This is a genomic window from Pseudomonas nitroreducens, assembly GCF_014204515.1.
GTDB classification, from domain to species: Bacteria; Pseudomonadota; Gammaproteobacteria; order Pseudomonadales; family Pseudomonadaceae; genus Pseudomonas; species Pseudomonas nitritireducens_A.
Genome location: NZ_JACHLI010000006.1, coordinates 153672 through 167446 on the forward strand (window position 1 = coordinate 153672; position 13775 = coordinate 167446).

At 66.1% G+C, this 13775-nt stretch carries 10 protein-coding genes; 3 read left to right on the forward strand and 7 right to left on the reverse strand.

Features of this window, described 5'->3' with window-relative positions; genetic code table 11:
- Nucleotide 1: 1 nt before the first annotated feature.
- Both HNP46_RS10325 and HNP46_RS10330 read left to right on the forward strand, forming a co-directional pair.
- Complete coding sequence (locus HNP46_RS10325; RefSeq protein ID WP_260403127.1) at nt 2-691, forward strand: class I SAM-dependent methyltransferase; 690 nt, start codon at nt 2-4, stop codon at nt 689-691.
- A gap of 61 nt (nt 692-752) precedes the next feature.
- Entirely contained in the window at nt 753-1244 is a 492-nt protein-coding gene (locus HNP46_RS10330; protein WP_184588462.1) for an HIT family protein, read from the forward strand.
- On the opposite strand, the gene HNP46_RS10335 is transcribed toward HNP46_RS10330, so the two are convergent.
- The gene (locus tag HNP46_RS10335) at nt 1215-2129 is read right to left on the reverse strand and encodes a LysR substrate-binding domain-containing protein (RefSeq protein ID WP_184588735.1); all 915 of its coding nucleotides are present in this window, start codon (nt 2127-2129) and stop codon (nt 1215-1217) included. The two genes, HNP46_RS10330 and HNP46_RS10335, sit on opposite strands and share 30 nt — an antisense overlap.
- Nucleotides 2130-2266: 137 nt before the next feature.
- Between HNP46_RS10335 and HNP46_RS10340 the strand changes: the two genes are divergently transcribed.
- Nucleotides 2267-3217: a DMT family transporter gene (locus HNP46_RS10340; RefSeq protein ID WP_184588737.1), complete on the forward strand. Its 951-nt coding sequence runs from the start codon at nt 2267-2269 to the stop codon at nt 3215-3217.
- Between the two features lies 1 nt (nt 3218).
- Here HNP46_RS10340 and HNP46_RS10345 read toward each other — a convergent pair whose 3' ends face one another.
- The 6 genes from HNP46_RS10345 to HNP46_RS10370 are packed head-to-tail and all read right to left on the reverse strand — an operon-like array spanning nt 3219 to nt 13608.
- Nucleotides 3219-4049, reverse strand: a complete 831-nt coding sequence (locus tag HNP46_RS10345) for a peptidylprolyl isomerase (RefSeq protein WP_184588464.1) — start codon at nt 4047-4049, stop codon at nt 3219-3221.
- A 10-nt stretch (nt 4050-4059) separates the two neighbouring features.
- Complete coding sequence (gene narI / locus HNP46_RS10350) at nt 4060-4743, reverse strand: respiratory nitrate reductase subunit gamma (RefSeq protein WP_184588466.1); 684 nt, start codon at nt 4741-4743, stop codon at nt 4060-4062.
- 16 nt (nt 4744-4759) lie between these two features.
- Nucleotides 4760-5539, reverse strand: a complete 780-nt coding sequence (narJ, locus tag HNP46_RS10355; protein ID WP_184588468.1) for a nitrate reductase molybdenum cofactor assembly chaperone — start codon at nt 5537-5539, stop codon at nt 4760-4762.
- Nucleotides 5532-7091, reverse strand: a complete 1560-nt coding sequence (narH, locus tag HNP46_RS10360; protein WP_184588470.1) for a nitrate reductase subunit beta — start codon at nt 7089-7091, stop codon at nt 5532-5534. The genes narJ and narH overlap by 8 nt, the downstream gene beginning before the upstream one ends.
- Nucleotides 7088-10852, reverse strand: a complete 3765-nt coding sequence (locus HNP46_RS10365; RefSeq protein WP_184588472.1) for a nitrate reductase subunit alpha — start codon at nt 10850-10852, stop codon at nt 7088-7090. Before HNP46_RS10365 ends, narH begins: the two co-directional genes overlap by 4 nt.
- Before the next feature lie 59 nt (nt 10853-10911).
- Nucleotides 10912-13608, reverse strand: coding sequence for a nitrate/nitrite transporter (locus HNP46_RS10370; protein ID WP_311771802.1), 2697 nt, complete (start codon nt 13606-13608; stop codon nt 10912-10914).
- Between the last annotated feature and the right edge of the window lie 167 nt (nt 13609-13775).

Genomic DNA, 13775 nt, shown 5'->3' on the forward strand with positions numbered 1-13775 from the left:
CATGAACCACTCCGAACTGATGGCCCCGTTCCACGATCCCGACGCCGCCGCGCGCTACGCGGAAAACCCGCCGCGTTTCGTCCCCGGCCTGTTCGACCTGCACCGCATGGCCGCCATCCTGCTGGCCGAGCAGGCGCCGGCGGACGGCCACCTGCTGGTGCTCGGTGCGGGCGGTGGTATGGAGCTCAAGGCCTTCGCAGACGCCCAGCCGCACTGGCGCTTCACCGGTGTCGATCCGTCTGCCGAAATGCTCGCGGTGGCGGCGCAGATGCTCGGGCCGAACGCCCGGCGCGTTGAGCTGCTGCAGGGCTATATCGAAGACGCGCCGGCAGGCTTGTTCGACGGCGGTGCCTGCCTGCTGACCCTGCACTTTCTGCCCGAGGCGGAACGCCTGCGCGTGCTGCGCGAGATTCACGCGCGGCTCAAGCCCGGCGCGGCTTTCGTCATGGCGCACCTCTGTGTGCCGCAGGGTGCCGGTGAAAGGACGCGCTGGCTGTCGCGCTACGCGGAGTTCGCCGTCAGTGCCGGGATGGAGCCAGCCAATGCACAGCAGGCGCGCAATGCCGTGGATGCGCACCTGAACATCCTCACCCCCGAACAGGACGAGGCGCTGCTCTGGGAAGCCGGCTTCAGCCGTATCGAGGCCTTCTACGTCGGCTTCGCCTTCCGCGGCTGGGTCGCGCTCGCCTGAAGCCCCTGGCAAGAGCCGCCGTCTGCTAGGCTGGCGTCCCGTTTGCGCTGGACGCCAGTCGATGCAGATTCCTGCCACTCACCTCATCCACCAGACCGAGCACTGGCTGCTCAACCACCATCTGGCGTCCGCCTTGCCGGGCTACCTGATGCTCGGCTCGAAGCAAGCGGTGCAATCCCTGGCGGACCTGCCGGAAGCCGCGCTGGCGGAAATGGGCGGGCTGATGGCGAAGGTCCAGCGCATCCTCGAAGACACCCTGCAGCCCAAGTGGCTGTACATCGGCCGCTTCGGGCACTCGCCGGGCTTGCCCATCCATTTCCATTTCATCCCGGTTTACGCCTGGGTCGAGGAAGCGTTCTGGGCCGATCAGCGCTATCGCTCGCTCACTCAGTTTGCCCATATCGACGATGCCGCCACCCAGACCGACGGCGCCGAGCTGACCCTGTTCGTCTGGCGCGAATTCGGCGAGGCGCCGCTGCCGCCGGCCGTGCAGGGGCCGTCTATCGAACAGGTGATCGAGCAGCTACGCGGGCGTTTCGTCCAGCCCCAGTGACTGCAGCAGCCAGTCATGGAACAGCTGCGCCGCTGGTGACAGCTGGCGGTGGCGCAGGGACACCAGGTATTCGCCGCGCTCGGTGACCATGGCCAGCTCGGTCACCCGCTGCATCTCGCCGTTGGCCACCGCTTCGTCGGCCATGAAGCCCCAGGCCAGGCCGATGCCCATGCCCTGCTGCACGGCGCGATAGGCGAGGGTGAGCTGGTTGAACACCGGGTCGCTTTCCGCCGGCTGGTAGTCCTTGCCGAAGTGGCCGAACCAGTCGTGCCAGTCCAGGCAGCTCCAGGCCGAGGTATCCAGTTGCACCAGCGGCGCGGCGGCAAGCTGGTCGAGGGTGGTGATGCGCGAGGCGTCGAAGTCCGGCCGGGCCACCGGGTAGACCACCTCGGGCAGCACGAAGCGGCTGTTCAGCGTGGTCCAGTCGCCGGCGCCGTAGAGGATGCCCAGGTCGAAATCCACCAGGCTGGCTTCGTCGATCTCGTTGATCGCGTGTACATGCACGGCGATGCCGGGGTGCGCCTTGTTGAATTCGATCAGCCGGGGGAACAGCCAGAACTGTGCCAGGGCGTGGGTCGCCAGCACCGACACGGCGTTGCTCTGGTGCACGTTGCGGATGCGCCGCACGCTGTGCTGCAGGCGATCGAGCAGCATGTCCACGGTGGTCAGCAGCTCTGCGCCGGCAGCGGTAAGAGTGACGCCGCGCGGTTTGCGCTCGAACAGCGGCACCTTGAGGCTCTCCTCCAGCGCGCGCATCTGTTTGCTCACCGCGCTCTGGGTGAGGAACAGCTCGGTGGCGGCCTGGGTGAAGCTGCCGTAGCGGCCTACGGCCTCGAAGGTGATGAGGGTTTCCAGGGGCGGCAGGGTGCGCAGGTAGCGGCTGATAACGATTCTCCGGAAGTGGCTGGAGACATTCCTGCGTGGAATGTCTCGGTGCGGATTTATCCTTGGTCAGAACCTACCACAACCGCTACCGTGGCGGCTCTTCATGGGTATTCACTGATGTTCAGGGGTTGTGGGAAATGAAACGCGGGGTGATCTACGCAGGCATGGCAGGGGCGATCTGGGGCGGGGTGATCCTGGCGCCGTCGCTGGTGCCGGAGTTCAACCCGCTGTTGATCAGCTCTGTGCGTTTCGCCCTGTATGGCGCCATTTCGCTGCTGATCGCCCTGCCGGTGGCTCTTGGCCTGCTGCGCCGGGTCAGCCGCGAGGACCTGTCGATGCTGATTCGCCTGTCCCTGGCCGGTAACCTGCTGTATTTCGCCCTGCTCTCGGCGGCAGTGCAGTTCGCCGGGGTGGCGGCGGCATCCTTGATCAACGGCATCATGCCGCTGGCGATCAGTTACCGCAGCCGGGGTGAGCACGACTCGCTGCCGTTGTCGCGGATGAAGATGCCGCTGGCGCTGGTGGCGCTGGGCATCCTCTGCATCAACCTCGATCCAACCGCCCTGATGGCTGCCGGCAGTACGCCCGGCGAGCGCATCCTCGGGATCGTCTGCGGCTTCTGCGCAGTGGCTTGCTGGTCCTGGTACGCCGCGGCCAACGCGCGCTACCTGAAAGCCAGCCACTTCAACAGCCATGAATGGTCGACGCTGATTGGCGTGGTGACCGGCGTGATGGCTGTCGTGCTGGCGGGCGTGGGGGTGCTGGTCGCACCGCAGGCCGTGCCCACGGATATTTCCGCCGAGCGCTGGATGGTGTTCCTCTGGGTGTCGCTGTTCCTGGCGATCTTCGGTTCCTGGGTCGCCAATGGCCTGTGGAATGCCTCGACCCGCCGCCTGCCGATGAGCCTGGGCGGCCAGTTGATCGTCTTCGAAACGCTATTCGCCTGTGCCTATGCGTACATTCACCAGCAACGCTTGCCGAGCCCAGTGGAGGCGCTGGCCATCCTGCTGCTGACGGTCGGTGTGCTCTGGGCCATCGGCCTGCACCGCGCGCCCGTCGAGGTGGAAGGGCGCACGGCGCAGTCCTGAGCTATAGGCCGATGTCGTTGCGCCGATTGCCGGAGCCTTCGATGGGATCGTCATCCAGGCGTACGCCTTCGACGCCGATCTCCGCTTCCAGGGCCAACAGGTACTGCCGTAGGGCGTGGCGGGTGGATTCCTCGCGCAGGCTGTGGTGCACACGCTCGGCAACCTGGGCGTAGGGCAGCGGCTTGCGCTCCTGGCGTTCGTCGATGCTGATCACATGCCAGCCGTAGCGTGACGCCAGCGGCCGTTCGTGCAGCCCCACCGGTAGCCGCTGCAGCGCCTGGTCCAGTTCGGCGACAGTCTGCCCTGAAGTCAGCCAGCCCAGTTCGCCGCCCTCATCCTTCGACGGGCACGCCGAATGCCGCTGGGCCAGATCAGTGAAGCGTTCCGGGTGTTCGCCCAGCTCCCGCAGCAGCTTCTCGCCGAGGCGGTAGTGCGCATCGCGTGCGCGGGCATCTTCTGGAGCGGCGGGGAGCAGAATGTGCCGTACGCGCAGGCGGGTCGGTTCGGAGAAGCGCTCGCGATGGGTGTCGAAGTAGCGGCGGCAGGCCGCCTCGTCCGGCTCCGGCACGTTCAGCTCGCGTTCCAGCAATGCCGCCACGGCCCGGTCGTTGTCGTCCTCGTCGCCCAGGGCATGGCCCAGCATGGCTGCACGTTGCTCCAGTAGCTCGCGTACTACCAGCGCACGAGCAGCCTTGAGTTGGGCTTCGGCGAGGCTGGCCGAAGGATGAAAGGGCGTCTCCTTGGCGATATCTGCCTCTGTGAGCTGCGTGTCGCCAACGCGGATTACCGCTGCCGGAGCATTGGGCAGGTTTTCGACCGAGATCATGTCCATGTCTGGTTCCTCAGCCGCGGCGGCGGACGATCTGGTAGCTGCGCCCGAAGTAGCCCAGCGGGATGCTCCACACGTGCACCAGGCGGGTGAAGGGGAACAGCAGGATGATGGTCAGGCCGATGAAGATGTGCAGCTTGAAGATCAGCGGAGCCTCCATCACGAAATCGGCGGCGCCACCGCGGAAGAACACGATGGCCTGCGCCCAGTTGGCCAGCGCCAGCATCATGCCGCCGTCCAGGTGGTCCAGCGAGGCGAAGATGGTGGTCAGGCCCAGGCACGCCTGCAGCAGGAGCAGGGCGATGATCAGGTTGTCCATCGCGCTGGAGGAAGCCCGCACGCGCGGGTTGGTCAGGCGCCGCCAGAGCAGCATGGCGCCGCCGATCACGCAGAGCACCCCGGCGATGCCGCCGAAGATGATCGCCATCAGCTGCTTGTGTCCGGCCGAGAGGAACGGCGCGTAGACCCAGTGCGGCGTCAGCAGGCCGACCAGGTGGCCGCCGAAGATGGCCAGGATGCCGATATGGAACAGGTTGCTCGCCAGGCGCATGTTCTTCGACGAGAGCATCTGGCTGGAGCCGGTCTTCCAGGTGTACTGGCCGTAGTCGTAGCGCATCAGGCTGCCGATCAGGAACACCGTGCCGGCGAGGTAGGGGTAGATGCCGTAGATGAATTGGAGCAGGTATTGCTCGAACATGATGGCAGGCCTCCGTTCATTCTTTCGCGGGCACAGGCTGGGACGGCGCCGACGGCTGGATCTGCACGACCTGGGGCAGCGCCTCGTACTTGCGCTCGGCCAGGCGGCGCCCCTCGGCGGATTGCAGGCTGCAGTCCTTGTCGGTTTCGGCGTTGAAGCGCACGGCTTCCTCTTCCCATACCGCGTCCAGTGCCGCTGGCGTGTTGTCGGGCTTCTCCTCGGCGACGACAGGGCGTTGCTCGTCGATGGCCTCGGTGGCGCCGATCAGCGCGAGCAGGGCGCGGGGCACCAGCGCATAGCGGGTGTTGCGCTCTTCAAGGCGCGCGGTGAGCAGGGCGAGGATGTGCTGGATGTCGCCCAGCCACTGGCCGATCTCCTCGTGGCTGCGGGTGGACAGGTATTCCAGGAACAGCGGCAGGTAGTCCGGCAGCTCGCGGGCGTCGAGCTGGAAGCCGGCAGCCTCGTACTCGGCCAGCAGGTTGACCATGGCCTGGCCGCGGTCACGGGATTCGCCATGCACGTGCTCGAACAGCAGCAGCGAGGTGGCGCGGCCACGGTCGAACAGCTCGACGTAGGCCTCCTCCAGGTCGAGCAAGTCGCCGGCGGCCAGCTCGCCGCACCACTGCGCCAGCTCCACGCGTAGCTTCAGCGGCAGGCGGTCCTCGGCGTCGAGAATCTCCACGGCTTCGGTGCTGGCCGCCTGCAACTCGGCGGTGGGATAGTCGAGCAAGCGCGCCAGTACCCGCAGGCTGAGCAGGCCGACGATGGGGCCTTCATACGGCTCGTAGTTACCCATGGCGGCTGTCCTCCACCGGGTCGAAGGTCTCCACCGGCTTGACCAGCGTGGTGGTGTTCTTGCGCCCGCCGAACAGGCTGACCTGGCTGTTGCCGCCGCCGTTGCAGCCGTCGCCGAAGGTGAAGCCGCAGCCGCTGCGTTCGGCATAGGCTTCGGGGATGTGCTCGCGGTGGCCGGTGGGGATGACGAAGCGGTCCTCGTAGTTGGCGATGGCCAGATAGCGGTACATCTCCTCGACCTGGTTCTGGGTCAGGCCGACCTGTTGCAGCACCTCGGTGTTCAGCTCCTTGTCGACGTGCTTGGCGCGCATGTACACGCGCATCGCCATCAGGCGCTTGAGCGCCAGCACTACCGGTGCTTCCTCGCCCGCGGTGAGCATGTTGGCGAGATAGCGCACCGGGATGCGCAGCGACTCGACCTTGGGCAGCACGCCGTCGAACTCCACGTGCCCGGCCTCGGCGGCGGATTGGATGGGGGAGAGCGGCGGCACGTACCAGACCATCGGCAGGGTGCGGTATTCCGGGTGCAGCGGCAGGGCCAGTTGCCAGTCGATGGCCAGCTTGTACACCGGCGAGGCTTGCGCGGCGGCGATCACGTTGTCGGGGATGCCGTCCTTGCGTGCCTGGGCGATGACCTGCGGATCATGCGGGTCGAGGAAGATCTCGCACTGGCGGTGGTAGAGGTCGCGGTCGTCCTTGGAGGCGGCCACTTCCTCGATGCGGTCGGCGTCGTAGAGCAGCACGCCGAGGTAGCGGATGCGCCCCACGCAGGTTTCCGAGCAGACGGTGGGCTGGCCGGTCTCGATGCGTGGGTAGCAGAAGATGCACTTCTCCGACTTACCGCTCTTCCAGTTGTAGTAGATCTTCTTGTACGGGCAGCCGCTGATGCACATGCGCCAGCCGCGGCATTTGTCCTGGTCGATGAGGACGATGCCGTCCTCCTCGCGCTTGTAGATCGCACCGCTGGGGCAGGAAGCCACGCACGCCGGGTTCAGGCAGTGCTCGCACAGGCGCGGCAGGTACATCATGAAGGTGTTTTCGAACTGCCCGTAGATGTCCGCCTGGACCTGGTCGAAGTTGATGTCCTTGCGCCGCTTGGCGAACTCGGTGCCCAGCAGTTCTTCCCAGTTCGGGCCCCATTCGATCTTGTCCATGCGCTGCCCGGAGATCAGCGAGCGGGGCCGGGCAACCGGTTGGTGATCGCCCTGCTTGGCGCTGTGCAGGTGCTGGTAGTCGAAGGTGTAGGGCTCGTAGTAGTCGTCGATTTCCGGCAGGTCGGGGTTGGCGAAGATGTTCGCCAGCACCCGCCACTTGCCGCCGATACGCGGGTTGATGGAACCGTCGGCGTTGCGCACCCAGCCGCCGTTCCACTTCTTCTGGTTCTCCCACTCCTTGGGGTAGCCGATGCCGGGCTTGGTCTCGACGTTGTTGTACCAGGCATATTCGATGCCTTCGCGGCTGGTCCAGACGTTCTTGCAGGTGACCGAGCAGGTGTGGCAGCCGATGCACTTGTCGAGGTTGAGGACCATGCCGACCTGGGAGCGAATCTTCATTTCACGGCCTCCTGCTGATAGTCGTTGCCTTCACCGTCCAGCCAGTCGACGTTGCGCATCTTGCGCACGATGACGAACTCGTCGCGGTTGGAACCCACGGTGCCGTAGTAGTTGAAGCCGTAGGAGAGCTGCGCGTAGCCACCGATCATGTGGGTCGGCTTGGGGCAGACCCGGGTAACCGAGTTGTGGATGCCGCCACGGGTGCCGGTCATCTCCGAGCCCGGGATATTCAGGATGCGTTCCTGGGCGTGGTACATCATCGCCATGCCCGGGCGCACCCGCTGGCTCACCACCGCGCGGGCGGCGATGGCGCCGTTGGCGTTGTACAGCTCGATCCAGTCGTTGTCGCAGACGCCGATGGCACGGGCGTCGTCCTCGGACATCCAGACGATCGGCCCGCCGCGCGACAGGGTCTGCATCAGCAGGTTGTCGCTGTAGGTGGAGTGGATGCCCCACTTCTGGTGCGGGGTCAGCCAGTTCAGGGCGATCTCCGGGTTGCCGTTGCTTTTCGGCGCGGCAACGCTGGCGGCGGCCTTGGTGTCGATGGGCGGCCGATAGACCATCAGGCTCTCGCCGAAGGCGCGCATCCAGGGGTGGTCCTGGTAGAACTGCTGGCGGCCGGTGACGGTGCGCCAGGGGATCAGCTCATGCACGTTGGTGTAGCAGGCGTTGTAGCTCACGTGCTCGTCTTCCAGGCCCGACCAGGTGGGGCTGGAGATGATCTTGCGCGGCTGCGCGACGAGGTCGCGGAAGCGGATCTTTTCCTCTTCCTTGGGTTTGGCCAGGTGCGTGTGGTCACGCCCGGTGATCTTCGACAGCGCCGCCCAGGCCTTCACCGCCACCTGGCCGTTGGTCTCCGGCGCCAGGGCGAGAATCATCTCGGCGGCGTCGATGGCCGAGGCGATCTTCGGCCGGCCTTCGGCGGAGCCGTCGAGCTTGCGGTAGTTGAGCTTGCCGAGCAGGTCGACCTCGGTTTCAGTGTTCCAGGCGATGCCCTTGCCGCCGTTGCCGATGGTGTCCAGCAGCGGGCCGACGGAGCTGAAGCGCTCGTAGGTTTCCGGGTAGTTGCGCTTGACCTCGATGAGCGAGGGCATGGTCTTGCCGGGGATCGGCTCGCACTCGCCTTTCTTCCAGTCCAGCACCTGTGGCTGGGCCAGTTCGCCAGGGCTGTCGTGCTGAAGGGGCAGGGTGACCAGGTCGGTCTCTTCGCCCAGGTGGCCGACGCACAAACGGGCGAAGGCCTTGGCGATGCCGTCGTAGATCTGCCAGTCGCTGCGCGCTTCCCAGGCCGGGTCGGTGGCGGCGGTGAGCGGGTGGATGAAGGGGTGCATGTCGGACGTGTTGAGGTCGTCCTTCTCGTACCAGGTGGCGGTAGGCAGCACCACGTCCGAATACAGGCAGGTGGTGGACATGCGGAAGTCCAGGGTGGTCAGCAAGTCGAGCTTGCCTTCGATGGGCTCGTCCTTCCACAGCACTTCCTCGGCCCGCTGCCTGCCCACCTCGCCCAGGTCCTTGCCGAGCACGCCATGCTTGGTGCCCAGCAGGTACTTGAGCATGTACTCGTGGCCCTTGCCGGAGGAACCGAGCAGGTTGGAGCGCCAGACGAACAGGTTGCGCGGGTGGTTCTGCGGGTTGTCCGGGTCTTCGCTGGCGAACTTCAGCTGGCCGCTTTTCAGCTGCTCGACGGTGTAGTCCACCGTGCTCTTGCCGGCGGCCTGGGCGGCGGCGGCCAGGCGCAGCGGGTTGATCCCCAGCTGCGGTGCGGAGGGCAGCCAGCCCATGCGCTCGGCGCGCACGTTGAAGTCCACCAGGCTGCCGCTGAAGTCCTGCGGGCGGGCGAGCGGGGAGAGCAGCTCCTTCACTTCCAGCTTCTCGTAGCGCCACTGGCTGGAGTGGTTGTAGAAGAACGATGTGCCGTTCATGTGCCGCGGCGGGCGGTGCCAGTCCAGCGCGAAGGCCAGCGGCGTCCAGCCGGTCTGCGGGCGCAGTTTTTCCTGGCCGACATAGTGCGACCAGCCGCCACCGCTCTTGCCGATGCAACCGCAGAGGATGAGCATGTTGATCAGCCCGCGGTAGTTCATGTCCATGTGGTACCAGTGGTTCATCCCGGCACCGACGATGATCATGGAGCGGCCGTGGGTCTTGTCGGCGTTGTGGGCGAACTCGCGGGCGATGCGGATCATCTGCGCCGCCGGCACTCCGGTGATCGCTTCCTGCCAGGCCGGGGTATAGGGCTTCATCTGCCCGTAGTCGCTGGCGCCGTCATCCTCGCCGGCACCGCCGGCCGTGGCTTTCAGGCCGCGGTCGATGCCGTAGTTGGCGGCGGTGAGGTCGAACACCGTGGCCGCCAGCACATCGCGGCCATCGGCGAGCTTCAGGCGCTTGGCCGGCACGTGGTGGTAGATGACGTCGCGCAGCGGCACGTTGGGGAAGTGCTTGCGCTCGATGCCGCCGAAATAGGGGAAGGCCACCCGCGCCACCTCATCGTGATGGCCGAGCTGCGACAGGCGCAGGCTGATGTCCTGGCCGTCGGCGTCCACCTGCTCCAGGTTCCAGTGGCCGCTCTCGCCCCAGCGGAAGCCGATAGAGCCGCGCGGTACCACCAGGCGCTCGCCGCTTTCGTCCCAGGCGACGGTCTTCCATTCGGGGTTGTTGGCCTGCTCCAGGTTGCCGTCGAAGTCGCTGGCGCGCAGCTGCTTGCCCGGCACCAGGCTACCGTCCTCGCGCTGCTCCAGCTCCACCAGGATCGGCATGTCGGTGTAGCGGCGGATGTAGTCGGTGAAGTAGGCGCTGGGCTGCTCCAGGTGGAATTCCTTGAAGATCACGTGGCCCATGGCGATGGCCAGTGCGGAGTCGGTGCCCTGCTTGGCGCTCATCCACTCGTCGCAGAGCTTGGAGATTTCCGCGTAGTCGGGGGTGATGGCGATGGTCTTGGTGCCCTTGTAGCGAACCTCGGTGAAGAAATGCGCGTCGGGAGTGCGGGTCTGCGGGACGTTGGAACCCCAGGCGATGATGTAGCCGGAGTTGTACCAGTCGGCGGACTCGGGCACGTCGGTCTGCTCACCCCATACCTGGGGCGAGGCGGGTGGCAGGTCGCAATACCAGTCGTAGAACGACAGGCATACGCCGCCGATCAGCGACAGGTAACGGGTGCCCGAGGCGTAGGAGACCATGGACATCGCCGGGATCGGCGAGAAGCCGGCGACGCGGTCCGGGCCATAGGTCTTCACGGTGTAGACGTTGGCGGCGGCGACCAGGGTCTGCATCTCGTCCCAGTCGGCCCGGACGAACCCGCCACGGCCGCGGATGGACTTGTACTGCTTCGCCTTCTGCGGGTCCTCGACGATGCTCGCCCAGGCCAGCACCGGGTCTTTCTGCGTCGCCAGTGCCTCGCGCCAGAGCTGCACCAGCGCCTTGCGCACCATCGGGTACTTCAGCCGGTTGGCGCTATACAGGTACCAGGAATAACTGGCGCCGCGCGGGCAGCCACGGGGTTCGTGGTTGGGCAGGTCGGGGCGGGTGCGCGGGTAGTCGGTCTGCTGGGTTTCCCAGGTCACCAGGCCGTTCTTCACGTAGATCTTCCAGCTGCACGAACCGGTGCAGTTCACCCCGTGGGTGGAGCGGGCGATCTTGTCGAACTGCCAGCGCTGGCGGTAGCCGTCTTCCCAGTCGCGGCTTTCATCGCGGGTTTCGCCGTGGCCGTCGGCGAACTGCGGCGGGCGCTTGACCAGGTAGCGCAGGCGGTCGATGAAGAAGCTCATGTTTCTCCTCCTTGGCAGGGCGCGCGTTTATCCGCGCAGCTCCTCGGCAACGCAGCTCGTTAGCAGCGAACTTCGGCATTGCTGCGGGTGTAGAAGAACCAGGTCAGCGCGATACACAGCCCATAGAACACGATGAACCCGTAGAGCGCCCATTCCGGGCCTCCGGTGAGGTCGAACGAACTGCCGAACGATTTCGGGATGAAGAAGCCGCCGTAGGCCGCCACCGCCGAGATGAAGCCCACCGCGGCGGCGGACTCCTTCTCGCTCTGCAGGCCCTGCTGCTCGGCGGGCAGGCTGGGGAACAGGCGCGGCGTCATGATCCGGAAGATCGCCGGGATCATCTGCGTGGTGCTGGCGTTGCCCACCCCGGAGAAGAAGAACAGCAGCAGGAACATCGCCAGGAAGCCCCAGAAGGCGCCCGGCTGGTCCTTGCCGGCGATGAAGAACAGCACGCCACCCACGCAGCCAGCCATGGCGACGAACACCCAGAGGCTGATCCGCCCGCCGCCGAAGCGGTCCGCCAGGCCACCGGTGAAGGCACGGGCCAGCGCGCCGATCAGCGGGCCGAGGAAGGCGAACTTGAGCACGTCGACGCCGGGGAACAGGTGCCCGGCGAGCAGCGGGAAGCCGGCGGAGAAACCGATGAAGCTGCCGAAGGTGCCGGTATAGAGCACGCTCATCAGCCAGGTGTGCTTGCGCTTGAAGATCGCCATCTGGTCATGGAAGGACGACTTGGCGCTGGCGATGTCGTTCATGCCGAACCAGGCCGCCACGGTGGCGAGGAGGATGAAGGGCACCCAGATGAAACCGGCGTTCTGCAGCCACAGCGGGGTGCCGGCGGCGGTCATCTGCGGCTCGCCGCCCAGGCTGCCGAACACCGCCATGGTGATGCACAGCGGTACGGCGAACTGCATGACGCTCACGCCCAGGTTGCCCAGGCCGGCGTTCAAACCCATCGCCGAGCCTTTTTCCTGTTTGGGGAAGAAGAACGAGATGTTCGCCATGCTCGAGGAGAAGTTGCCGCCGCCCAGGCCGCAGAGCAGGGCGAGGATCAGCATCACCAGGTACGAGGTATTGGGGTTCTGCACGGCGAAGCCGATCCACAGCGCCGGTACCAGCAGCGAGGCGGTGGACAGCGCCGTCCAGCGCCGGCCGCCGAAGATCGGCACCATGAAGCTGTAGAAGATGCGCAGCGTGGCGCCGGACAGGCCGGGCAGGGCGGCGAGCCAGAACAGCTGGTTGGCGCTGTAGTTGAAGCCGGCCAATGGCAGCTTGGCCACCACCACCGACCAGACCATCCAGATGGCGAACGCCAGCAGCAGGCAGGGAATCGAGATCCACAGGTTGCGCTTGGCCACGCGCTTGCCCTTGGCCTCCCAGAATGCCGGGTCTTCCGGGTGCCAGTCCTGCAGCACGAAGCTGCTGGGAGTGGAGAGTTCCGGCAGGTCGCGGGAGGAACTGCGTTCGGACCACTCCACGCGTTCGGCCATGCGGATCGCATAGTGCATCCAGGCCAGGGCGCCGGCAGCGATCAGGAACAGCAGCATGAAGCAGCTCTGCCAGATGCCGACCACGTCGTTGAGCATGCCGAAGGTCAGCGGCAGCAGGAAGCCGCCCAGGCCGCCCATCATGCCCACCAGGCCGCCGACCACGCCGACGTGCTGCGGGTAGTAGGTGGGGATGTGCTTGAACACCGCCGCCTTGCCCAGGGACATGAAGAAGCCCAGCACGATGATGATCGCGGCGAAGCCGATCAGCCCCAGGTGCATGGCGAATTCCACCTCGCCGCGCACGCCGCTGATCACATAGCGAGTGGGTGGGTAGCTGAGCAGGAAGGTGCAGATCACCGACAGGCTCAGGGTCCAGTACATCACCCGGCGGGCGCCGTAGCGGTCCGACAGCCAGCCGCCGAGGATGCGGAACAGCGAGGCCGGCACGGTGTACAGCGCGGCGACGAAACCGGCGGCGGCCAGGCCCAGGCCGTACACCTCCATCAGGTAGTGCGGCAGCCACAGGGCCAGCGCAACGAAAGCACCGAAGACGAAGAAGTAGTACAGCGAGAAACGCCACACGCGCAGCTCGGCCAGCGGTGCCAGCTGCTCGGCGAGCGGGATCGCCTTGGCCTGGCGGGTGGCGGCCTGCGGGTCGGTCTTGGCCAGCAGGATGAACAGGATGCCCATGACCCCCAGCACCACCGCGTAGACCAGCGCGGCGCCGCGCCAGCCCAGGGCGAGCATCAGCAGCGGGGCGGCCAGGTTGGTCAGGCCGGCACCGACGTTACCGGCGCCGAAGATGCCCAGCGCGGTGCCCTGTTGCCCGGCTTCGAACCAGGTGGCGGTGTAGGCGGTGCCGACGATGAAACCGCCGCCGGCCAGGCCCACGCCCAGCGCTGCCACCAGCAGCATCTCGAAGCTGTTGGCGAAGGTCAGCAGGTAGACGCAGACGGCCGACACAAGCATCAGCAGGCCGAACACCCAGCGGCCGCCGTAGCGGTCGGTCCACAGGCCGAGGAAGATGCGCGAGATCGAGCCGGTGAGCACCGGCGTCGCCATCAGCAGGCCGAGCTGGGTATCGCTGAGGCCGAACTCGTTCTTGATCTGCAGGCCGAGGATGGAAAACAGCGTCCATACGGCGAAGCACAGGGTAAAGGCCAGGGTCGACAAACCGAGCGCGCGATAGCGATCGCCGGCTGGAATTGAAGTAGCCATTCTGCACGCAGTCCCTTGAAAGGTACCGTCAGCAACGGTTCGTTCCATCCAGCCGTAGCCATCCCGGACAGGTGAGGGGACTACCTGTACTCGCGGGCCGTGCCATGGGCCGAATCACGGTGTCTTGTGGTGTCTCTGTTCTTCTTGGCACCCGGAGGTGCTGCAAGAGACCAGCCTAGATGCAGATCAAGGGGATTTCCAAAACACGACCGGAT